Source organism: Chloroflexota bacterium, assembly GCA_014360905.1.
Taxonomy (GTDB): domain Bacteria; phylum Chloroflexota; class Anaerolineae; order UBA2200; family UBA2200; genus JACIWX01.
Genome location: JACIWW010000019.1, coordinates 26996 through 50046, shown reverse-complemented (window position 1 = coordinate 50046; position 23051 = coordinate 26996). Strand labels below are relative to the sequence as shown.

Genomic DNA, 23051 nt, shown 5'->3' with positions numbered 1-23051 from the left:
GGACATGATGAACAACTGGAGCAAGAAGCAACGCGCTCGTGCTTTGCTCACGACCATCCTGTTGCTCCTGGGGGCCTGGCTATTATATCAGGCGCGCAGGGCGTTATTGCCGTTTTTGCTGGGTGCTGTTCTTGCTTACATTATGCTGCCATTTATTAACTGGCTGGATGACCATGTACGCACGTCCCGCGGCCGACGCTGGGTAAGGACCCTGTCTGTTATTATCGCGTATGCGTTGACCGTATACATTGTCCTTGCTGTATTGACATCTGTCATTCCACCAATTGGTGCACAAGTTGGGTCTCTGCTCCAACGCTTGCCCGATTTTGCCCGAAATGTCTACCGGGCTGCGCCTGATCTTGTGCAGGGCTGGTTAGATGTGTATAACACAATTGTGCCCGAGAATATCCGCCTTGCTATTCAACATAGTTTTGAGAGCACGGTGCAGTCCTTGATTCGAACTCTGCAGACGGGCATATTTAAGGGGGTGAACGTAGTTTTTACCACCGTCAGCTTTGTCTTAGGATTGATTGTGATTCCATTGTGGATGTTCTATATTTTACGCGATGAGCCCGAAATTCGCGCTCAGTTTTACCGACTTGTTCCCGATGCCTACCGCGAGGATGTGCGCAACCTCTTGCACTTGATTGATGTCGTTTTGGGAGCTTACCTGCGCAGACAGCTGTTCCTTTGCCTCAGTGTGGCTGTTCTGACCACAATTGGCTTGCTGATTCTGGACATAGACTCCGCTTTGCTTTTGGGCACGCTTGCAGGTGTCTTTGAGGTCATCCCCGTGCTTGGCCCGCTGTTGGGTGCGATCCCCGCCGTTTTGGTGACGTTGGCCACCTCGCCATCCAAACTGCTGTGGGTCGTTTTGCTGGCCATTATCGTGCAACAGATTGAGAACTACCTTCTGGTGCCACAAATTGCCCAAGGAACTTTCCGAATACATCCTGCACTGGCCATCCTCGCCCTTGTTATTGGGAATGAGGTGGCTGGCATCTGGGGGGTTATTCTCTGCTTACCTCTGATAGCTACGGTTCGCGATGTAACCTGCTATCTTTATCTACGTTTGTCGGACAGACCACTTTCGCCCGCAGAAGCTCTGGCCAAGGTGCATGCCAAGTCTCCTTCACCGCTTCCCATCCTGCAGCGAGTTAGAGCCTTGTGGAAGAAGTGATTATGAAGTCCAGGCAATCGAGTTCTCTGGATGTTGAACACCTGTATGGACAGCCTTTATACCCTGCCGCACCCCTTTCATGGCTAGCACCTTTGTGGTCATTCATATGCGGAGTGATCGCTTCGGCTAACTGGACCTGGACGGGCAGCAGTGTATTGCGCCTGTTTCTGGGCTTACTCTTGGCTGGCCCATTGCTGGGCACAGTCTGGGGAGCGATGATGCGTGTCCGGCAGCACATTAAGGTGCTGTGCAACTTGTCAGGCAATACAGAGTCAAATCCTATATTGACTTTGCCTTACACGCTCTCAGGCTCCACAAGTTACCGACTTGGTGTCCGATTATCCCTACTTTCCCAGTGGTGGCAGGAGGCAGAGTCTGTTGTGAGCAGGCCACTGGTGCAATTGGCGGCGAGCACGATCTTTTCCCTTACGGTGGCTGCTGAGTTAGGCCGGCCAAGCCTTATTTTCGCTGCGTTAGGAATCATCTTTGCTTATACTATGGGATTCAGCCGTGGGCGATGGGTTTTCCATCCCGTGTTCTCTATCTCGGTTCCGCTGTTTCTGAATTGGTTGCTGGGACACGTTGCTTTTGCGGCTTTGCAGCCTATATCGGTAGTCATGGCGGCATCCTTCGCTTTTGTTTTTTGTGGTTGCTTCCTATCCAACCGAACAGGTCAAAGCGTAGCCTGGCAATTGGTGCCACAAGTGGTAGTAGTAGTGGGACTTGTCGCCAGTGGCCAACCGGTGATTGCTGCGATCGTCACCTTGCTTGCATCTTCGCAGCTACTCTTGATTCAGCTATTGTGGAGGCCGGAGCGACGCAAACAGTACTTTCAGGCAATACAGTGGCAATTGGCGGGCAGCATGTTGTTGGCCGCATTGGCTTTAGGATATAAGCCGTGATTTGGATTGGCGCATTATTGACAGTTTTGGTAGTAGGGGCTATCCTATACTGGCTTTTGATCCTTACCGAGGGAGTGTATCTGGGGAATAAGGTAGTGGTTGCTCTCTACGACCGGAGCGCAGCTAGTTATGACCGGGTAAAGCAGGTATTGCCGCATGAGGATGGCATCCATCTAGCTGGTCCGCTGTTAACAGCGATAAAGAACATCCCTGCACCGCTGGTACTGGATGTCGCTACGGGTACGGGCCGACTACCATTGGCTTTGTTACGGCAATGGGATTTCCAAGGACGCATTGTTGGGCTTGATCTCTCGCGACAAATGTTAACCATTGCGCAGCATAAGACACGCGCACATAGTAACCGTGTCGGATGGATCTGGGATGATGCGATGCACCTCCCCTTTCCTAGCAGCAGGTTTCACGCCGTTACCTGCATAGAGGCTCTGGAGTTCTTGCCCAAGCCTTGGGAGGCTCTGGCCGAGATGGTGCGTGTGTTGCGTCCTGGTGGACAACTCATGATAACCAACCGAGTGGGGATTGACGCCCTTTTCCTTCCGGGACGCGCTCATCACCCTGCTAAGCTGGAGAAGAGTCTGGAGGCTTTAGGACTCGCTAATGTAAAGACGCGACGCTGGCAAGTTCATTATGACTTGATTGACGCACAGAAACCAGCAGAAGCACCTGAAAGGAAAGCACAATGAAACGAATTGCAGGGAATTGCTATAGGCTGTCTACGCCGACTACCAGATGTATGCCTTTGGTCATGGCCATTGTGCTCAGCGCGTGCCTTTTGGGCATCTGGGCCCATGGCGTTAAAGCGGATACATTCCATGTATGTCCTAGCGGTTGTGCTTACACTAGCATAGCAACTGCTTTGGAGAATGCACGGCCTGGGGACACCATCATGGTTGGGGCAGGTGAGTACCGGGAGTATATCTTCATGCGCGGTGGCGTGAGAATTCAAGGGGCTGGTCCTGAGCATACTTTCCTTATCTGGAATGGGCAACGCCCCGCCGTCGCAGGTTATCCACAGGATCTCACTGGTGCCGTGTTGGATGGCTTCACGATTATTTGTAACTCCCCGCATGGCGCCATCCATATTGATTATCCCCATGAAAAGCAAATCATCAGCAACAATGTCATTAGCAACAGTGTGGGCGAGTGGGAGAGCGGGGGCATCTGGATTGTAGAAGGTGCATCGCCAACGATTATCAACAATGTCTTTGTGGGCAATACCGTGCTTTCTTGGCAGGGCGGGGGAGCTATCTTTGTGCAGAATGCTGCTCCAGTTATCAGCGGGAATACCTTCATTGGCAATTATGCCGCAAATGGAGGGGCTATCGCTGTCTACAATGATGACCAGTACTACGCCACTATAACCAATAACACATTCATCAATAATGCAGCAGGAACAAGAGGCGGCGCCATTTATCTAGAAAACTCGTGGCCGGTAATCCGTGGTAACACCATTCTCAGCAATACGGCTGCATCTGGTGGAGGCATCTCCGCTGTTGGTAGTGGTTGCAGAGCCGTCATCGAGGGTAATCTGATTGCGTATAATCAGGCTCTGGGCACACAAAGTTACAATGTCGGTGGAGGATTGGCGATTGTTGATCAGGCAAATGTTTCTGTGGATCGCAATACGATCCGGGGGAACTCGGCGGTTCGAGGGGATGGTATCTACATCGAAAGTGCCATGGCACGCATCACGAATAATGTATTGACCGCTAACGGATTTGCAGAGATCTTGGTTAATGGCGCTTCCCCCTATATTATCAACAACACACTCTGGGGCATCAGCACCCCTAATGCAGTTGGGATAGACCTGCTTGGTTTCTCCAATCCTAGAATAGCAAATAATATCATCGCCTATGAAGCCTATGGTATCCGGGGTGATGGCAGGGCAATGCCCATTATCCGCTATAACGATGTCTGGCAGAATCTGATTGCGAATTATAGCGGTGTCACTCCAGGGCTAAACAATCTCAGCGTCAACCCTTCTCTCAGAGATCCTGCGAACGGAGATTACCATCTTAGTGCTAGCTCTTTGCTGATTGACGCGGGTTCCAGCGAAGATGCTCCTTCTTTTGATTTCGAGGGTGATGCTAGGCCAATTGACGGCAATGGAGATTCCGTCGCTCAGGCTGACATTGGTGCCGATGAATACAGCCCATCACCAGCGACGCCGACGCCGACGCCTTCGCCCATCCCACCAGGGACAGAGATCACGGTTACTTTGCAGCAGGCGAGCGATGGTTACTATGGAAGTGAGGATACGTACATCTATATGTATGGCCCGGATAGCAATTACTGTTTGGATTCAGTGCTTCGGGTTGGTTATAAGCAGCAGTACGCGACGCTGCTGCGCTTTGATCTCTCTCCCATACCTGCAGGAGCTACAGTCACCAGGGCTATCCTTCAGCTCTATGCGTCGGGTTGGAATGCCACTGACATTACTATCAACGCCTATGCCATTACGCGCAGCGTTGCTTTCTGCGAGGCTACTTGGAACCGAGCTCAATCAAGCAATCCATGGGGCCGCCCGGGAGCCAATGACACGACATCCGACCGTCGCGGTGCTGCTGAGAGTACCCTAACCACCAGTGGTATTCGCAAGTGGTATAGCTTTGACCTCACTAGGCTTGTGCAGGAGTGGGTCAGTGGCGGTCTGCCCAATAACGGTGTACTATTGCTGGCTGCATATTCCAGTGGCTCGTTCTATTTCTCCAGTGCCCAGGATGGCAGCCCGCCTCTGCATCCCAAGTTAGTCGTGGCGTATCGGTACGGCATAGGTGCAACACCAACCGCGACAGCTACCCAAGCCAGCCTCACGCCAACTCCGACAGCAATATCCACGCTTTTGCCTACAGAGACTCCTACAGCAAGCGTCACCAGTACGCCCACGCCTACACCTACTCCCATCCCCTCTGGGGTGGAGACTACGATTACCTTGCAGCAAGGGAATAACGGTTACACGGGCAGTGACGATACCTACATTTACCAATACGGCCCGACTGACAATTATTGCATGGAGAGTACGCTCAGAGTGGGGTACAAGCAGCAATATGCAGCGCTCTTGCGCTTTGATGTTTCCAGTGTGCCCTCGGATGCTGTGATAGCCCAAGCCACGCTGCAGATCTATGCTACTGCCTGGAGTGGTGCTGACATCAGCGTTGGTGCTTATGCAATTACGCGCAGTGTTGCTTTGTGCCAGACTACCTGGAATCAGGCCCAGTCGGGTAATCCATGGGGCCTGCCTGGGGGGAACGACACGACCAGCGATCGTCGCGCCTTGGCGGAGAGCACGCTGACCACAAGTGGCATCCGCAAGAGGTACAGCTTTGACCTGACCGCACTTGTTCAGAGCTGGGTCAATGGCAGCGTAGCCAATAACGGGGTTCTGCTGCGTGCGGGATATTCAACCAATACGTTCCACTTTGCTAGTACACAGTATGCGGACGCTAGTTTACGTCCCAAGCTAATCATCACTTATCGCCGATAAGCCCAAAACTATTGTCGGGGCTTTAGGCGCAGTGCTTTATGCATGGCATAAGGCATGGTGGTGAAAAGGGAATATCGCCCATTTACTGAAAAGGCAGAACATACGCTGTTTTGCTTTAGTCGACTCACGGTGTATATTTCTCTATAGGCCAAATCTGCCAGTGGGGTGCTTCTCCTGGTGCCGTTGTTTCCACAACCCTTTTACCAGAGGAGCCCCCCTTTTGTCAACATCGCTTGTACCATCTGATAGCGATCTACTGGCGCAAACGCAAGTTTTGCTCCACTCACTGTTTTGTGTTACACTTACACTGGTTCCTTAGCGATTGAAGTAATGAAGGCATACTCTATGAAGAAAGCATTCATCCTTGGATTGATTGCGTGTGTTGTTCTGGGGTGGGGTTGGGTTGACTTGGCCGCTGAGCCTCTTGCACAGGCGCAGCCCTCGAACATTACATCGCCTGCGGATAACTCCGTAGTGAGAGGTGTTGTTCCGATAGTAGGCACGGCTGTTGACCCTCAATTCTGGAAGTATGAGGTGCATTATGGGCCAGACCCAAACCCTATGAATCAATGGGTCCTTATTGGCGTAGTGCATGAGACGCAGGTGCTCGATGGACTATTGGAGACCTGGGATACCACCTTGGTCCCGGACGGCAAATACAGTTTGCGTTTACGTGTGGTGAACCGGACAGGCAATTATCGCGAAATTTTTGTACACGGGATATTGGTTGCCAACGCTGCGCCTACGGATACCCCAACACCAATGGAGCCGACATCAACACCATCGCCTACTCCGACGACGCCGGCGGCGACGCCAACGTTTATTATCCCAACGTCACCGCTAGCTCAACCTACTGCTACGCCAACCTTGGCTCGACCAACGCAGTCGGTCTTGCCCGAAGTGTTGGACATCCATGCATGGCGCCAGTCGCTCTGCTTGGGTGTACAGCTAATGGTAGTTATGTTGGTGCTTATAGCTCTGGTCTTTTTACTAAGGCGGCTATTCTAGATTTCGCTATTTCCCACATCCCGATCTCGAGCTGCAAAGGCATTGTCATGTCCCTATCTCTCGTCTCGTGATCGCTTGTCTTCGGGGGCTGGTCATCTTGACTAGCCCCTAGTGGTGTTCATCAGTACTGGAGGAATTGTGAAGCTCATCGTAGGCTTGGGCAACCCGGGCCCGAGTTATGCCAAAAATCGTCATAATGTTGGCTTCCAGTGCGTGGAACGTTTCATTAGACGACATGGGCTGACCCACGCTAGAGCCATGTTCAAAGCTCTGGTCACTACCGGTCAGGTGGGCAATATCAGAGTAGTGCTTGCTAGGCCCCTGACTTTTATGAATTTGAGCGGACAGGCTGTGCGCCCTCTGTTGCGTTGGTATCACATTGCGCTACCAGACCTACTGGTTGTCTATGATGACCTTGACCTGCCGTTGGGCAAGATTCGCTTGCGGCAACGAGGCAGCTCGGGCGGGCACAAGGGGATGCGTTCCATCATCGAAGCTCTGGGCAGTGAGGATTTCCCGCGATTGCGCATTGGCATTGGGCGTCCCATTAGTGGGGATCCGCAAGATTACGTATTGAGCGACTTTACACCAGACGAAAGCACCCTCATGGAAGAAGCCTATGAGCGAGCGATAGCAGCCATAGAATTGTTCATCTCCGAAGGCATTGTGGCGGCTATGAACAAGTTCAACGCATCAGGCGAAGACTCGAATTCAAAAGATTAGCTGTGAACCTTAGTGCTTTGCTGAAGGCTCTCCGTAAAGCTTCTAGCTATCGCCATGTCCTCGATGTCTTACAAGGGTCAAAGCCAAGCCCTTCAGTTTTCACCTTTACCTGGGGGCTATTGGATGCTGCTCGCCCTGCAGTGCTAGCTGCCTTGCAGTGCGATTGGGCTGGACCAGTTCTTGTGCTGTCCGCTCAACCAGACCGAGCTCGTTTTTTGCAAGAACAAGCGAGTCTGTGGTCCACTGATCCTACCCATTTATGGTACTTTCCCGCTCCAGATGCCCTTTTCTACGACCGGACTCCGTGGGATAGAGAAACGATTCAACGTCGTGTTTCCGTGCTTTCCGCCCTGGCCAATAAGGAGTATGTCCGTCCCCCGATGGTCTTTACTTCTGTCTGGGCGTTGATGACCTTGACCGCACCTCAGCCTATACTGCTTGCCGGGATACTCGTTCTGTCAGTGGGGCAGACTATTCGGCGAAGCGAATTGCTGGAGCATCTCGTTGCCTATGCCTATGAGCCTGTTCCTGTTGTTGAGGAACCAGGTTCGTTCAGCCAGCGTGGTGGCATCCTGGATGTTTATCCCCCAAATGCTTCGCAGCCAGTACGTATTGAGTGGCTTGGCGATGAAATTGAGAGCATGCGCACGTTCGATCCAGTTACTCAGCGTTCCTCTCAAACACTGGAAACGATCACCCTTTACCCTGCCAGTGAAGCTCTGCCAGGTTCTGCCAAGGCATCCTGTCTGCGCATGTATGATATGGATAGAGATGCCGATAGCCTAGTGACATCCCGTTGGCAACAGGATCGAGAGCGCTTGGAGCGGAAACAGTATTTCAAGGGAATGGAATTCTACCTGCCATGTCTCTATGCGGAGCATGCTACGCTGTTAGATTATCTGCCAATGGGTTTGTTGCTGGTCGTAGATGACTTACCTGCGATCGAAGCAGCCGCCGAAACATTGGAGTCGCAAGCTGCTGACCTTAAAGCTGAGTTGTTGGAAACGAAGCAACTCTCCTCTGATTTTCCGCCGCCTTACAAACCTTGGAGCGCACTGCGTGCAGACCTGGCTTCCAAGACAGGGTTTCATTTGGGTTACATCATGCCCAACGAAGAGGACAAGGAGACTACGCAGGTTCTTTCCATCGAGGAGGATACAACTTTCCGCATTGCTCCCAGCTACGGTGGGCGAGTTCAGCAACTGGTAGGAGACTGCCTCCATCTCAAGGCTGAGGGGCAACGCATTGTGATTGTCTCTCGCCAGGCCCAGCGACTATCCAATATGTTTAGCGAGGCGGGAGAATACATCGCGCCAGTGGAAAGTATGCTGGACATGCCACCTGCAGGAAGCCTGACCCTTGTGCAGGGCGCGCTGGCTGAAGGGTGGGTGCTAAGAGAGCAGCCTGCTAAGCAGGCACAGTTGACAGCACCTCCTGCACCCTTGATTACTTTGCTGACTGATACAGAAGTATTCGGCTGGGCCAAGCCGAAACGGCGTTATTTTACCCGCAAGAAGGCTGCTTCTCCGGAATCCTTCTTCGCTGAATTGCATGAAGGTGATTATATAGTGCATGTTGACCATGGCATTGGAATCTACCAGGGTTTAGTGCACAAAATCATTGACCACGCACAGCGGGAATACCTAGAGATCGAGTACGCCGCCGGTGACCGCTTGTACGTGCCGGTCAGTCAGATGGATCGCATCACGCGTTATGTTGGCAGCAGTGATCGGGCGCCCCAGGTGCATCGTCTAGGCTCGGCTGATTGGACGCTTGTCCGCGCGCGAGCCCAAAGGGCAGTGCAGGACATTGCCAAGGAACTGCTTGCATTGTATGCTGCCCGAGAGGTGGTGGAAGGACACGCCTTCTCACCAGACAATGTATGGCAGGAAGAGTTAGAAGCTTCGTTCCCCTATGAGGAGACAGAGGATCAATTGCGTGCCCTAGCGGAAGTAAAAGCAGATATGGAGCGACCCAGGTCCATGGATCGCCTCATCTGCGGTGATGTGGGGTATGGGAAAACGGAAGTCGCCGTGCGCGCTGCTTTCAAAGCAGTTATGGATGGCAAGCAGGTTGCTGTGCTTGTGCCCACAACTGTCTTGGCTCAACAGCACTTGCTGACTTTCCAGCAGCGTCTGGCTGCTTTTCCGGTAGAGGTAGCTATGTTATCGCGCTTTTGCTCGCCTCAGGAGGAGCGGAAGGTACTGCAAGGCCTGCGCGACGGGAAGATAGACATCGTCATCGGCACGCATCGGCTGTTACAGAAAGATGTGGAGTTCAAGGACCTTGGCTTGCTGATCGTGGACGAAGAGCAGCGCTTTGGCGTGCGACACAAAGAATGGTTGAAGCAGATGCGCCAGCAGATTGATGTGCTGACACTCACAGCTACCCCCATCCCACGCACTCTACACATGTCCCTGAGCGGGGTGCGGGACATGAGCACGATAGACACGCCACCAGAGGAGCGTTTGCCCATACGTACCCAAGTGGCTGAGTACGATGAGGGTCTGATACGGCGGGCTATACTGCGCGAAATGAACCGGGGCGGACAAACCTATTTTGTACACAATCGCGTACAGGGTATTCGGCAGATAGCGCAGCGATTGCAAAAGATCGTGCCGGAAGCGAACATTGCTATTGCACATGGGCAAATGCCAGAGGAAAAACTCTCTCAGGTGATGCTGGATTTTGCAGCCGGCAAATACGATGTCCTGGTGTGCACTTCGATTATAGAAAGTGGCCTGGATATCCCGAATGTGAACACGATCATCATCAATCGCGCTGACACTTTTGGCCTTGCCCAGCTCTACCAGTTGCGCGGTCGAGTCGGACGCAGCACTGTACAGGCGTATGCGTATCTGCTGCACGAAAAACGGCTACGACTGTCCGAAGTCGCCCGACGCCGTCTGGAAGCAATCCTCGAAGCCAGTGAGTTGGGTGCTGGTTTCCGTATTGCCATGCGCGACTTGGAGATCCGAGGCGCGGGCGAGATTTTGGGTGCACGCCAGCATGGCCATATTGCCGCTATCGGTTTTGAGCTCTATTGTCGCCTGTTGGCTCAGGCGGTGCAGGAATTGAAGGAGAAAGGACTCGAAGCAGAAGTGGTAACTCCAGGGGTGGCATTGCCACCGGTAATTGAGTTGCCACTGCAGGCTTATCTGCCTGCTGATTATGTCCCCAACGAGACTCTGCGGCTCAAACTGTATCAGCGCATGACCGCTCTCAGCAGCGAAGAAGAGCTGGATGAACTACGGAAGGAACTAGAGGATCGTTTTGGCCTTCTCCCTCCGCCCACTGAAGATTTGTTGTATGTGCTTCGCATCCGTTTGCTGGCCGGTCGAGCCGGAGTACAAGCCGTTGGTCGGGAGGATAACCACATCGTTTTGAAGCTGAGCGCCCCTGCTCAAGAAAGGGCTGCTAAAATCGCAGCTCAATTTGGCCGCCGTGTTTGGGTTGGACGGGGTCAGATGTGGGTTGCGTTAACCGAGGAAGAAAGCGATTGGCGCATGATGCTTATTACACTTCTCCTGCATCTTGGCGGTATGGATAGATCGACTACCCAGGGGGAGCAAGGATGATCGCGGTACTGACTGGTCAGGTGCATGTGGGCAAGACCACGGTATGTCGCGCAGTCGCCGAGTTGGCCCGACAGCGGGGCTACTGCGTGCGCGGCATTTTGACGCCTCCAATCCTGGATGAAAAGGGAGAACGCCTAGGTATCGAAGCACTGGATCTGGCTACAGGCGAACGACGAGTGCTGGCACGAGTGCATCAGCCTGATGCTCAGACAGGTGCCACCTTGAAGCCATTTGGGCTGGGAGAGGAATACCACAGTCCCCATGTGGGCCCTTATCACTTTGACCCCGAAGTTCTGCAGTGGGGACAGGATGTGATAGCCCGGGCCATTGGTATGGGATGCGACCTCCTCATCATAGACGAGATCGGTCGCCTCGAACTGGAGCAAAATAGTGGGTTCAATAAGGTTTTGGATCTATTGAGGTCAAGTGTCATTCCACGTTGCCTGTTGGTTGTGCGCGATACGCTATTGGATTCATTCCGCCAGCGCCTTCCAGGGCTCGAATTCATCACCTTCACAGTTACCGTGGAGAATCGCCATGCTCTGCCCATGGAGATTGTGCAACGGCTGTTTCTAGCCTAGGGAGTTGCTTTCGTAACGTTGTCAAATAGCAGGTGTTTCAGTATAATGACCCCGCTTTGCATACGGGGAAAGTATAACACAGCAGGAGAGGGATTATGAAGATTGTGGTTGATGCGATGGGCAGCGATCGTCATCCGCAGCCCGATGTCGAGGGAGCCGTGCAGGCCGCACGCGAGTACGGGGTTGAGATTGTGCTGGTGGGCAACCGAGAGGTTGTGGAGCCGGAGTTAGCGAAACACAATCTGTCTGGGATCAACCTAGCCCTTGTCCATGCCAGCCAAGTCATCGAGATGAAGGAACATCCTGCTGCCGCAGTGAAGAGCAAGAAGGATGCTTCCATGGTCGTCGCGATGCAGATGCTCAAGCGAGGAGAGGTTGATGCGTTTGTGTCCGCAGGCAATTCGGGTGGTGTCCTAGCGTCAGCGCTTTTTTACCTTGGGCGCATCAAAGGAGTCAAACGACCGGCGCTGTCCACGGTATTCCCTACGCGCAAAGGGCCATGTTTTATGCTGGATTTAGGGGCAAACACGGATTGCAAGCCGGAATATCTGCTTCAGTTCGCGGTCATGGGCAGCGTCTATGCTGAGCGCGTATTGGGCATAGCTAATCCTCGCGTGGCGATTGTTTCTAATGGCGAGGAAGAAGGCAAGGGCAACATGCTGGTGCAGGAAACGTACCCGCTGCTCAAGGCGAGCGGTCTCAATTTCATTGGCAATGCGGAGGGCAAGGACATCCCGGCAGGCTTTGCCGACGTGATTGTCACTGACGGTTTCACCGGCAATGTCATTGTCAAATTGACCGAGGGTGTGGCTGGCTTCTTGTTGGATATCATCAAAGAGGAGATCAAAAGCAGGCCCTTGGCCACGGTTGGCGCTCTGCTGGCAAAAGGCGCTTTCGACCAGGTGAAGAAGCGCCTTGACTACCGCGAGTATGGTGGCGGGCCGTTGTTGGGCGTGGATGGAATCGTCATCGTTGCTCACGGCCGCTCAGATTCCTTAGCCATCAAGAATGCCATTCGCGTGGCCAAGCAAGCCGTGGAAGAGGGCACGCTGGATGCTATCAAGGCTGGCATCACGCAAAACCTGAGCAAATTCTCGGAGGCGTAAGCAGTATGCGAGTGGTCATCAATGAGCCACTAGTCAAAAAGCAAGCTACTTTTGCTCGTCGTGCGATTACTATCGGGCTCACATTGCTGTTTGCCTCTGTGATGCTTTCGCTTAACCCGCGCTCTATGCTGGTTGCTTATATCGTGATGCTGTTGGGCATGCTTGTGATGAGCTGGGGAGCCATGCGTGGGAATAAATGGCTGCGTGACCCTCGTTTTGACCAAGCGCTAGACAAAGTGCTGAAGGGCCTGAATCATGGGTCACGGCTCTATCACTATGTACTGCCCGCCGACCATGTGCTCCTCTCGCCAGCTGGCCTTTTTGTGTTGCTCGTAAAGCCCCAGGAAGGTCACATTTCCTGCCGCGGCGAGAAATGGCGTCACCGCTTCAACCTGGGGCGCTTTTTGCGCACTTTGTTCGAAGAGCGCCTTGGGAATCCCAGCAGGCAGGTGCTGCTAGAGGTAGAGAGGTTGCGACGCTTTCTCGCCAAGCATCTGCCGGATGTGCAAGTGCCCATACAACCCCTGATCGTATTTAGCCATCCCAATGCTGAGCTGGATATTGTGGAACCCACTATGCCCGTGCTGCTTCTAGGCGATCTGAAGGCCTATCTGCGGGATGCCATGGCTAAGAAAAACCTGCGTCAAGAGACACTGCAGGCACTGACCAACTTATTCGATGAACAGAATCCTTGAATCGGCGAACACCCCCCACAGTCAAGCACGTTACATTCTAGTTCTGGCAATCATCCTGCTCGCTGCTTTTTCCTTACGCATTTGGCTGCTGGGCAACCAGAATATTTGGTGGGATGAAGGGCTCGCCATTTGGGCTGTGCGCCAGGGGTGGGCACAGATGACGCTTTGGACGGCAAGCGATGTGCATCCACCAGTGTATTTCTGGCTACTGTGGGCATGGGTGCGTTTGGCAGGAGAAAGCGAGTTCTCCGCCCGTTTCCTTTCACTCATTTGCGGGATGGTGACGATAGCCGCATTGTATCCACTGGGCAAATTTCTTCTGGGGCGCAAAGTTGCACTGGGCAGCGTTGCGCTTCTGGCTCTTTCGCGTTTCCACATCTGGTGGTCACAGGAAATGCGCATGTACATTGTGGCGACCATGTGGGGTGTATTGTCCCTCTACACCCTGCTGCGCTGGCTACAGGCAGAGGGCTTGCTGGGGTCCGAAAAGCCCGCTGAGCACCAACGGCAGCCTATGCTGGAGGGTTTCTGTTACGTCTTTACCACGGCGTCTGGCCTTTACACACTCTACCTTTTCGTCAGCGTCATTCTGATTGAGAATGTCTTTGTCCTCTACCTGCTATTCCGTCAGACAGGGAAGAACCGGTTATTCTTTCTCAGTCGCTGGCTCCTGATGCAACTGGCAATATTGGGGTTGTTCATCCCTTGGCTTGCGTTGGCGCTGCCGCGCATGCGCTCGTGGTCAGTGGCCACTCCGTTCAATTTTTGGGTCTTCATCCAGTTGTACGCTACATTGTTGACCTTGGGCATTTCTACCTATGTGGAGCGTTACACGTGGCTGGTCGCGCCGTTCTTTCTCATTATCGCAGTTGCTCAGCTCTTGCTACGACGCTTGCCTGCCCAGGAAGAAACGAGCAAGAGGCTCATAGCAATTGCCCCGGTAGCCTTTTTGCTTTTTCTATTTCTGCTGATCCCCTCTTTGATCGTGTATGCTGTCACATTGCCACGGGGGCTGTTCTACACACCTAGGATCGAAGCCCGCTACCTGGTTCTGTTTGCTCCCGCTTTTTACCTGTTGCTGTCCTGGAGCTTGTCCACCTTGTACCGCCAGATAAGGTGGGTTGGAGTAGGAGCTCTTGTCTTTGTGACTGCAATGTTCATTTGGACATTGCCGGGTCACTACGTGGGGCGCTATTTGCGTGACGAGCATCAGACCATGGTGCGCATTATCGCTGCCTACGCCCAGCCCAATGATGCGGTATTGCTGGTATCTGGCAGCCGTTATCCCATCTTTGGTTACTATTATGAAAGGCTGCCTGCAGGAAATATACGTCCTCCAGTGTACCCCTTGCCCCAACAAGCGCTGCAAATCAACCGTGACAATGTAGAACAAGAACTTGCTCCATTGGCTGCGAGTCATTCTCGATTATGGTTGGCCCAAGTGAACGCTCCGATGGAAGACCCAGAAAATCTAGTGAGGGATTGGCTCGATCAGCGCTACAGCAGGATATTGAGTTTTGGCTTCGGTCACAATGCTCTCATCTTGTTTGCTCCTTCTGGGACAGTGGCCGAGGTGAACCTTGGCAACTTGGCTCCACAGCATTCCCTGAGTGCACCATTGGGGGAAGGGGCAACTTTGCTAGGCTATGACTTGCCCACACAGCAATTTCGACCTCAGGATATGGTACACCTTGCCTTGTACTACACCTCTGATAGCGGGATGACCATTTCCGTGCGCATGGTGGATTCACAGGGGCGTATCTTGGTGCAACACGAAATCAACTTGCCACCCGCACAGCCGGTCGGGCGACAACAAGTGGATGTCAATATCTATGCCTATACACCCCCGGGCCTTTATCACTTCGAGGTTGAGGGACAAGGCACTGTGCAACACCCGCCTGTCTCGTTCGGCGAGTTGCGCGTGGCTGCAACCAAGCCTTTGCCCAAGGCTGGATCAGCACCGGTGGCTCTATTTGCTCAGTTGGAAGATGGCATTGAGCTCCTGGGTTATGGGCTTACTGATTTTTCTGGCAGATCTGTGCATGTCCTTCACCCAGGGGATACTGTTGTTTTGGATCTGTACTGGCGTTGCAGGCATAAGACAGCGCACAATTATACCATATTTACTCACCTGGTCGGCCAAGCGTATAATCCTGCTACGGAGGGCCCTGTCTGGGCTGGACACGATAGCCAGCCGTTAGAGGAAGGTTATCCGACCATGCAATGGTTTGTCAATGAGATAATTGTTGATCGCCATCTGCTCACTCTGGATGCGCAAGCACCTGCAGGAGATTATGAGCTCGAAGTGGGCATGTATCTTCTGGAAACCATGACGCGTTTGTCCGTGCTGGACGCCCAGGGACAAGTGGTGGGTGACCGCGTCGTGCTCGGACATTTCCAAGTCGTGTCGCCGTGATAAAAGGAGGGGCCATTGCTGCTCATCGCCTTAACCTGGTGCACAACAACATACGGACTCTGGCGGTTATACCGTCGTGGCTTTTTGAGCCACGATTTTCACAACGATCTGTTGGCGCTAGGGGTTTTAGCGCTGGCCACAGCGGGATTTTTCTGGCGTCTTCTCTTCTCAACGAATGTCTGGATGCCTGCAGGCGGAGGTGACCTAGTCTCATTCCTGTACCCTCTCTACACCTTTGCTGCGCGCAGCTTCCACGCTAATGATGTTCCATTATGGAACCCCTATCTGTATGGCGGAGCGCCATTTGCGGCCGATAACCAATCGGCACTCTTCTACCCGATTAATGTACTGCTTTTCTCCCTGCGGCCAAACCTGGACTATCGGACGATGGAATGGTTAGCAGTGGCCCACTTCTATTTGGCTGGAGTTTGTGCCTATTTGGGTCTGCGCTACGTAGAGCGTCAGCCCATGAAGCGCTGGGCAGCGCTGGCAGGTGCAGTAGCGTTCATGTTTTCGGATCTGTTCGTGACTCATTTCGGCAACCTGAATATGATCGCCTGTGCTGCTTGGTTGCCGTTGGTTTTTTGTTTCTTCTGGCGTGCTATGTGCGAAAAGCGGGTTGCGTTTGCGCTGGGCTCGGGGGTTTTCCTGGGCGTTGCAGCATTGGCCGGGCATATTCAGCCCCTCTTGTACATCATCCTGGCTTTGGGGTTATGCTTCCTGTACCATGTCTACAACCACAGAAGTTTTGGGTGGCGTGTTCTAGGGCAATTGGCCTCCCTGTTTGTGCTGACACTGGCAATTGCCTTTGGCGTTTCTGCACTGACATTGATTCCTGGCTATGAGATGTCACGCCTCTCACTGCGCGCAGATCTAACTTACTCAGAAGCAAGTCAGTACTCTCTACCTCCGCTGGCGTTAGTTGGCATCGTGGTCCCGGGCATCTTTGGCCGTGGTCCTGGAGGTTATTGGGGGCCATGGCCGCGCGTGGAAGTGGGCTACGTGGGTATCCTGACCCTCTTTTTAGCAGGCCTGGCTTTGTTGTTGCGCCGTGAGCGGCTAACACGATTCCTGGCTTTGCTCGCATTAGCAGCGCTTTTTCTGGCTTTGGGCAATTTCACTATCCTGCATGGTTGGTTATATCGCTTTGTGCCTGGGTTTAACCTGGTCCGTGCACCCGCCCGCTTTATCTACCTTTTGGATTTCGCCTTGGCTGGTCTAGCTGCACTGGGCTTGGATGCGCTGTTGCGTCCTATTCCCCACTCCAATCGGGGGACCTGGCGCCGCATCCTGCAGTTCTCCCCTTTGCTCGCATTCAGCGTAGCAGCGGTGAGCTTGCCGATTGCCTATGCCACGCTGCTTTATAGCCAGGATAAGGCTCCAGAGATTTTTGCACGCCTTTTGGCTGGCACAAGTGGAGTGGTTTTTGCCCTGCTCCTTCTGGGCTGCAGCGTATTGCTGCTGCATCTGCGCAACAGGCGCTGGGTTAGCCGGGCTACCTTGGGATTTGTTGCTTTCACTTTGATCCTGTTCGACCTCGCGAGCCTGGGCGCTTATACAGAGCTGGAGGCAAACGATCCCACGACAGGCTTCCAGCATCCAGCAGCGATTGCTTTCTTGAAAAACGATCCAGAGTACTATCGCATTGATACGCGCACAGAAGTCTGGGATGTTTGGCAACCCAATCTCAGCCTGATGCATGGCATCTTCGATGTATGGGGCATTTACAACCCCCTAGTCCTGGCTGATTATCATCGCTATTGGGAGGGATTGGGCAGTCGTTCCAGCCCTCTGTACGATTTCCTCAATGCCAAGTACCTCATCGGGCACAAAGATGTCGTCTTGGACTGGGGCAAGTTTGAGTTGGCTTTTGAGGCTGATCCCAACGTGAATATCTACCGGAACAAGAACGTTTTGCCCCGCGCTTTTGTTGTCCACAAATCGGAGTCGGTATCCGATCAAGAAGCGGCTTTTGCTGCGATTCACCGCAGCGGCTTCGATCCTGCCACCATGGTTGTGGTCGAAGGCGGCGAAACACTGGATCCTGGCCAAGTCGGCAGTTCAGAAGCGCGCATCGTGTCATATTCTAACAATGAAATCCAATTGGAGGCTTTTACTTCGTTGCCTGGCTATCTGGTCATAAGCGAGGTCTATTACCCGGGATGGCAAGTGGAAGTGGATGGCCAACTTGCCGAGTTGAAACGCGCCAATTACGCTTTCCGGGCTGTGTTCCTGACACCCGGAGCACACAAAGTGCGGTTCTATTTCCAACCCGCAGCCTGGAAAGTTGGGCTGGCGTGCAGTTTGTTCACCTGGATTGCGTCGGTTGTTCTTGCTTTCAGGATACTGATCGTACGTTGGCGAGTTCGCGGTTAGCCGTAGGTGTTTGTAAACCAAACACTTTGTGTTACAATAGCCTGTCAGTGATATTGCTGGCAAATATGGCATGTATGCATATCAGCCCCTGAACACATAGAGGAGGTCATGCGATGAACCTGCAGGATTTTGTGCGCCCCGCAAATGAAAGCCGCCGAGGCATCCATTGGTCTGCTTCGGTATTTCACCCCTCGGGCTCTTCGCTGGATTGGTGGATCAACGAATTGCTGGCTATGAACATGAAATGGGTGAAACTGCTGGATGATGGCGGGGGGTCTTCGAAGCATGTCTGTCAAAAGCTGCTGTCCAAAGGGATTATCCCCATAGTACGTCTCTACCGTGCTCGCCCTAATCCTGGACATCTTGGGGATCGTGAGAAGCAGACCGTTGCTGAGCTCATTGCACTGGGCGTGCGGTATTTTGAGACCAACAACGAGCCGAACCTGCCCGAAGAGTGGCAAGCAGGAGAATGGCAAGCGGGTGGCAGACCCGATGTTGTGATGCAGCATTGGTTACAAGATGCCAAGGCGATTATCGCGTTGGGTGGTTATCCTGCATTTCCTGCTTTGGCCCAATCCGGTCATCATTCTGAACACGGCAGTATCCCTTGGTACATCAATGCCTTCAACTGGTTGGATCAGCATGCTCGTGCTGATGCTTTGGAAGTATTCCGCAACGGGGCTTGGATTGCTGTCCACGATGGAGTGTTGAACCATTGCTATAAGGATAGCAATGGCGTCTGGCACTTTGAATACCCTTACGATCCAATTTGCCAGCAGGATCAGCCAGGCAAGACCATTATGGATGACGACAATTCCCTGATTGGTCATCGTGTGCCGGCGCAGTTGCTTCAGGAGCACTTTGGCTTACAGGTACCGGTTATCTCTACTGAAGGCGGTGTTTTTGTGCCCAAAGGGGGATGGCAGCAATGGGATTCACGCTATCCCGGCTATAACTACGAGGGACATGCAGAGCGCACGGTAGCCATGTTCCAGTGGTTGCGGGATAACGCCGAGGACTATTTCTTTGCGATGTGCCCGTGGCTCATTGCCAACGAAAGGATGGGGCACATTGATTCGTCCTGGACTGAAAGTGCATGGTACCGCATGGATCGTGAACTGCCGGTCGTAGCCGCGGTCAAAGCAATGGGGCCGGACCCAGAGCCTGTTTCCCCACTGCCCTTGGAGGAGACGTTGCGCAATGCAGCCTGGAACCGGCGAGGTCTGTCCTATAATCCGGATGCCGCATTCCCTAAGTACGCGCGCAAGAACAACCTAGGGTCTCCGTTGACGCCTGAGTTCGACATCAAGTGGCGGGGCAAGACCTACCGCGTTCAGGGATTCACCGGCGCCATTATCTACGCGGAAGTTGGGGATTGGGCCAATATCCGCAGCATAAGTTGGTAGTATCACGCCGGGTTCGCTTTTGCCCAGGATTGCAGAGCGCGCTGTACAGGTTCCGGCACTCTGTTCCCCGTAGCCCGACGCAGGAAGGCGAGGATCTGCTTCCAGGTTACTCCGCTAGCCAGACAGGCACGCACCGAATCAGCCCGTATTACATAACGTGTAATCCCATCCCGTTCATCTACCCAATGGGCAAAACGTTCCACCAAAAAGCGGTCATACCAACTTGCGGAATGCGGGACAAGCACTTGGAAATTGGGATTTACCACGATTTGCTGCGGTGGTTCTTCCTGGATTTCTCTCAATCCCAAAATGGCTGCCCCCAGAGTCGTAACCATGAAGGAAGAGGCACGTTGTGCTCCTTGTGCGTACCCCGTTACCACCACCCCGAGCCAGCATAAAGGGCCTTCTAGCAGGTAGCGAATCCATGCACCCTCCACTTTTTCCCAAGCGCTGTAGCCCATCAAATACTGGCCAGTATGAGCATCACGAATATACCAAGACTCATAATCTCCATCTGGACGCATAAAGTCGGGATCAATTTCGTGAATGGCCTCTACCAAGGAAGCGATGGTCAGCCACCTGTCGGTAGGGCATTTCAGTAAGTGGTTCAGGATACCCTTACGTGCTAACACAGGGTCATTGCACCAGCCGGTATCTTCGCAGTGTATGCCAGGAACCATCCAAAGTTCGTTCCAACTCGCATCTTCCAGCCAGGCCTGATAGAAGACGCGGCACCTGGTTATAGTTCCTTCTTTGAGCCAACTCGCCGCTACACTGGTTGGCTTCCATAGCCCTTCTTCCCTGTGGATCAAGCCCGTCTGCTGGCAGAGATGATGGAGAAGCAGTAGACGCTGTTGGTCTGCTGGATGGGCCAGCCTTGGGCGCAACTGGGCCAGCACATGTGGTGCCAATATGCCCATCCTGGCCCGTACTTCGTGGTTGCGCAAGTAGCTGAGGATGACAAATGCATCGCGGGCAAGGGCATCCCGGTCGTCGCGCACAACAGCTGGCTTTGGGGCGGGTTCTACAGTGAAAACAGGCAGGCGAATGGGCAAGGGCGGCAAGACGCTCTGGATTTCCGGTGGGATAAAGAACATCTCGCCATGATAATGCTCGTCTAGGCCATATCCGCGGTAGATGAGACCGAGAAACCAGAGCCTTTCCGTAGCTGAGGCAGGTTGTTTCCAAGCCTGCTCCCATTCGAGACGACCGGGGCCCAAGCGGCGGATGGGCCCATAGCGGCGAACCATGACATGAGCCTTTATCTGTCCTGTAGAGGCGACTAGTGCCAGCGCTTCCCTCTCCGCATCGCTCAGGCGTTGCAAAACCATACTCACCGTTTCCGCATTGGTCATTTCCATTTCGAGCCGTGCGATAATTTCAGGCGTTCGCTCATCAGTTAGAGAAATGCCCCATCCCTCTGCGATTGCCTCTAACATAATGCGTGGGTATTCCGCTAGACAGTCATGCAAGGACCTTGCCATATCCCCATTATATCTGCCTATGCCATTCATGGGAAAAATCTTCATGGGGATAACTGCCCAATTTCGCTGCTTATCATGGGGCTATTTGTTGATTTGGTGGCAACGGCGGTTGGGTGTATATTTAGGTTATTTGAACGACTTTTTCGATGAGAAGCTTAGTATGGGTTGTGGTGCAAGAATTCTTCCGACATTTATATCAATCTGCATATGCCCACTGACAAAGCATTGGGCATAAGCAAAAAGGTGGTAACTATGTCTCAAACTGCTCAAGAATTGGTGGAAAAACCGCGCTGGCGCACCATGCATCGCAATATCTGGGCTACCAGCCTGACCAGCTTTTTCATGGACATCTCTACCGAGATGGTGATCAATATCTTACCCTTGTTTTTGTCCAATGTGCTGGGCATCAAGACAAACATCATTGGGTTCATCGAGGGCATCGCCGAAGCGACGTCCAGCCTATTGAAGGTCTTTTCTGGTTGGCTTTCCGACAAACTGCGTCAGAGGAAATGGCTGGCAGTGGCCGGGTATGGCATTTCTGCCGTGGTCAAGCCCTTCTTTTACGTCGCTAACTCCTGGTTGGTCGTAGCGGCGGTACGCTGGGCTGATCGCATTGGCAAGGGCATTCGTACTGCACCACGCGATGCTTTGATTGCAGACTCAGTGCGTGAACAAGACCGTGGCCTAGCTTTTGGCTTGCAACGCGCGGCAGATACCGGTGGCGCCATGGTGGGGATTCTGATTGCCCTTCTGGTTGTTTGGCTCAGCCAGCGATCGCAGGTGGGGTTGACTGCGGCAACGTTTCGCGCGGTCGTGCTGATCAGCATTATCCCCGCGTTTTTGGCAGTGCTGTCCTTGGCACTGGGTGCACAAGACGTAGCGGTGACCAAGCAACAAGAGGCTCCCAAACTTGCTTTTCGCAGTCTGGGCAAGCCGTTCATGGTGTTTATGCTCATCGTGGGGCTGTTTGACCTGGGTAATTCATCGGATGCATTTCTTGTTTTGCGTGCCCAGGAGCGAGGGTTGAACGTCCTAGGTGTCCTTGCTATGCTCGCTACCTTCAATTTGATTTACACCTTGATTTCTGCGCCTGCCGGGTCGTTATCCGACCGCATCGGACGTCGTAGTCTGGTCATCGGTGGCTGGCTAGTCTATGCCCTCATCTATTTGGGCTTCGCGCTGGCCAAGCAAGGCTGGCAGGTGTGGCTGTTCTATGCCTTGTATGGCCTGTACTATGGCTTGAGCTACGGCACGGCAAAAGCGATGATAGCAGATATCGTGCCTGAGGCCGTGCGCGGTACCGCTTACGGCACCTACAACGCAGTTTTGGGCATCTTGGATTTCCCTGCTTCGCTTATTGCAGGGTTGTTGTGGGATGGGTTGCCCGCCCTGGGCTTCCGAGGCTTTGGCGCTCCAGCGCCATTCTTCTTTGGTGCGATCTTGGCTTTGCTTGCTGCTCTCGCTATGTGGTTGTGGAAGCCACCGGCGGTGGCGAACTTACATAATGTGAGCAGCGAAAGCGAGGGATAGGGCTGGACTGTGATCCAGTTTGAGCAGGTGCACCCCCTCGCAATGTGATGCTGAGCCGCGAAGCAGCGAAGAATCTCGCCTCATTGGGACTCTGCGCTTTCAAAATCCGGGTCTTGCAAAGATCTACCAACTCATGTGCGAAGCTCGGTATTCATATTTGACTAGAACGGCATCCTGCCTATAATGAGAAGCGAAAGGCTGCGACGGAGAGAGTAAGCGAGTGAGGGCCAACAGGGAGAGGAGGTCCTGGACTGGAAGCCTCCTTGGGAAGTACCTCGCTGAAGTTCACTCCTGAGCCGACGACTGAACCAAACGCCTGCCGCGTTTGTAAGTAGGTCGCTCCGGCAGCCCGCCGTTAGCCGGGCGGCTGGTAAGCCATGTTTAAGCGTTGGCCGCCAGCATAGAGAGGGTCAAGATACACTTGGCCAAACAGGGTGGTACCGCGGAGACGTAACGGTTGCGACTTCGTCCCTGAAGTCACAACCGTTTTGTTTTACTAACTGCAGAATAGTCCATCGGATGTTGGCGAGAGGGCATGCTTTGGGGATTTGAAGCAATCAAAGG

Annotated in this window: 15 protein-coding genes; 14 read left to right on the top strand and 1 reads right to left on the bottom strand. The window is 53.3% G+C overall.

The features are described from left to right. Positions 1–4: 4 nt before the first annotated feature. The 13 genes from H5T67_08985 to H5T67_08925 all read left to right on the top strand — a co-directional run bounded on the left by H5T67_08985 (position 5) and on the right by H5T67_08925 (position 19473). On the top strand, positions 5–1180 hold the full coding sequence (locus H5T67_08985) for an AI-2E family transporter (GenBank protein ID MBC7245449.1): 1176 nt from the start codon (positions 5–7) through the stop codon (positions 1178–1180). A gap of 2 nt (positions 1181–1182) precedes the next feature. Continuing rightward, positions 1183–2082 carry a hypothetical protein gene (locus H5T67_08980; protein ID MBC7245448.1) on the top strand — a complete coding sequence of 300 codons (900 nt, stop codon included), beginning with the start codon at positions 1183–1185 and terminating at the stop codon, positions 2080–2082. Continuing rightward, on the top strand, positions 2079–2783 hold the full coding sequence (locus H5T67_08975; GenBank protein MBC7245447.1) for a class I SAM-dependent methyltransferase: 705 nt from the start codon (positions 2079–2081) through the stop codon (positions 2781–2783). Before H5T67_08980 ends, H5T67_08975 begins: the two co-directional genes overlap by 4 nt. Beyond that, positions 2780–5584, top strand: a complete 2805-nt coding sequence (locus H5T67_08970; protein MBC7245446.1) for a DNRLRE domain-containing protein — start codon at positions 2780–2782, stop codon at positions 5582–5584. The genes H5T67_08975 and H5T67_08970 overlap by 4 nt, the downstream gene beginning before the upstream one ends. A gap of 345 nt (positions 5585–5929) precedes the next feature. Beyond that, positions 5930–6592, top strand: a complete 663-nt coding sequence (locus H5T67_08965; protein MBC7245445.1) for a hypothetical protein — start codon at positions 5930–5932, stop codon at positions 6590–6592. A 138-nt stretch (positions 6593–6730) separates the two neighbouring features. Then, complete coding sequence (locus tag H5T67_08960) at positions 6731–7315, top strand: aminoacyl-tRNA hydrolase (GenBank protein MBC7245444.1); 585 nt, start codon at positions 6731–6733, stop codon at positions 7313–7315. 2 nt (positions 7316–7317) lie between these two features. After that, on the top strand, positions 7318–10893 hold the full coding sequence (gene mfd / locus H5T67_08955) for a transcription-repair coupling factor (GenBank protein MBC7245443.1): 3576 nt from the start codon (positions 7318–7320) through the stop codon (positions 10891–10893). Further along, positions 10890–11474 carry a hypothetical protein gene (locus tag H5T67_08950; protein ID MBC7245442.1) on the top strand — a complete coding sequence of 195 codons (585 nt, stop codon included), beginning with the start codon at positions 10890–10892 and terminating at the stop codon, positions 11472–11474. The genes mfd and H5T67_08950 overlap by 4 nt, the downstream gene beginning before the upstream one ends. Positions 11475–11569: 95 nt before the next feature. Further along, positions 11570–12580, top strand: a complete 1011-nt coding sequence (plsX, locus tag H5T67_08945; GenBank protein MBC7245441.1) for a phosphate acyltransferase PlsX — start codon at positions 11570–11572, stop codon at positions 12578–12580. Between the two features lie 5 nt (positions 12581–12585). Beyond that, on the top strand, positions 12586–13275 hold the full coding sequence (locus H5T67_08940) for an NERD domain-containing protein (GenBank protein MBC7245440.1): 690 nt from the start codon (positions 12586–12588) through the stop codon (positions 13273–13275). Continuing rightward, entirely contained in the window at positions 13259–15691 is a 2433-nt protein-coding gene (locus tag H5T67_08935) for a glycosyltransferase family 39 protein (GenBank protein MBC7245439.1), read from the top strand. Before H5T67_08940 ends, H5T67_08935 begins: the two co-directional genes overlap by 17 nt. A gap of 15 nt (positions 15692–15706) precedes the next feature. Then, complete coding sequence (locus H5T67_08930) at positions 15707–18067, top strand: YfhO family protein (GenBank protein MBC7245438.1); 2361 nt, start codon at positions 15707–15709, stop codon at positions 18065–18067. A 113-nt stretch (positions 18068–18180) separates the two neighbouring features. Further along, positions 18181–19473 carry a hypothetical protein gene (locus H5T67_08925; GenBank protein ID MBC7245437.1) on the top strand — a complete coding sequence of 431 codons (1293 nt, stop codon included), beginning with the start codon at positions 18181–18183 and terminating at the stop codon, positions 19471–19473. Between the two features lie 2 nt (positions 19474–19475). On the opposite strand, the gene H5T67_08920 is transcribed toward H5T67_08925, so the two are convergent. After that, entirely contained in the window at positions 19476–20957 is a 1482-nt protein-coding gene (locus H5T67_08920) for a hypothetical protein (protein MBC7245436.1), read from the bottom strand. A gap of 300 nt (positions 20958–21257) precedes the next feature. On the opposite strand from H5T67_08920, the gene H5T67_08915 reads away from it, so the two are divergent. Beyond that, positions 21258–22487: an MFS transporter gene (locus H5T67_08915; GenBank protein ID MBC7245435.1), complete on the top strand. Its 1230-nt coding sequence runs from the start codon at positions 21258–21260 to the stop codon at positions 22485–22487. Positions 22488–23051: the final 564 nt, after the last annotated feature.

Excerpts from the sequence above, each read along its gene's own strand:
- H5T67_08935 (MBC7245439.1), top strand. The coding sequence starts at position 13,259 with ATGAACAGAATCCTTGAATCGGCGAACACCCCCCACAGTCAAGCACGT.
- H5T67_08980 (MBC7245448.1), top strand. The coding sequence starts at position 1,183 with ATGAAGTCCAGGCAATCGAGTTCTCTGGATGTTGAACACCTGTATGGA.
- H5T67_08985 (MBC7245449.1), top strand. The coding sequence starts at position 5 with ATGATGAACAACTGGAGCAAGAAGCAACGCGCTCGTGCTTTGCTCACG.
- H5T67_08965 (MBC7245445.1), top strand. The coding sequence starts at position 5,930 with ATGAAGAAAGCATTCATCCTTGGATTGATTGCGTGTGTTGTTCTGGGG.
- H5T67_08940 (MBC7245440.1), top strand. The coding sequence starts at position 12,586 with ATGCGAGTGGTCATCAATGAGCCACTAGTCAAAAAGCAAGCTACTTTT.
- H5T67_08925 (MBC7245437.1), top strand. The coding sequence starts at position 18,181 with ATGAACCTGCAGGATTTTGTGCGCCCCGCAAATGAAAGCCGCCGAGGC.
- H5T67_08920 (MBC7245436.1), bottom strand. The coding sequence starts at position 20,957 with ATGGCAAGGTCCTTGCATGACTGTCTAGCGGAATACCCACGCATTATG.
- H5T67_08970 (MBC7245446.1), top strand. The coding sequence starts at position 2,780 with ATGAAACGAATTGCAGGGAATTGCTATAGGCTGTCTACGCCGACTACC.
- plsX (MBC7245441.1), top strand. The coding sequence starts at position 11,570 with ATGAAGATTGTGGTTGATGCGATGGGCAGCGATCGTCATCCGCAGCCC.
- H5T67_08915 (MBC7245435.1), top strand. The coding sequence starts at position 21,258 with ATGCATCGCAATATCTGGGCTACCAGCCTGACCAGCTTTTTCATGGAC.
- H5T67_08950 (MBC7245442.1), top strand. The coding sequence starts at position 10,890 with ATGATCGCGGTACTGACTGGTCAGGTGCATGTGGGCAAGACCACGGTA.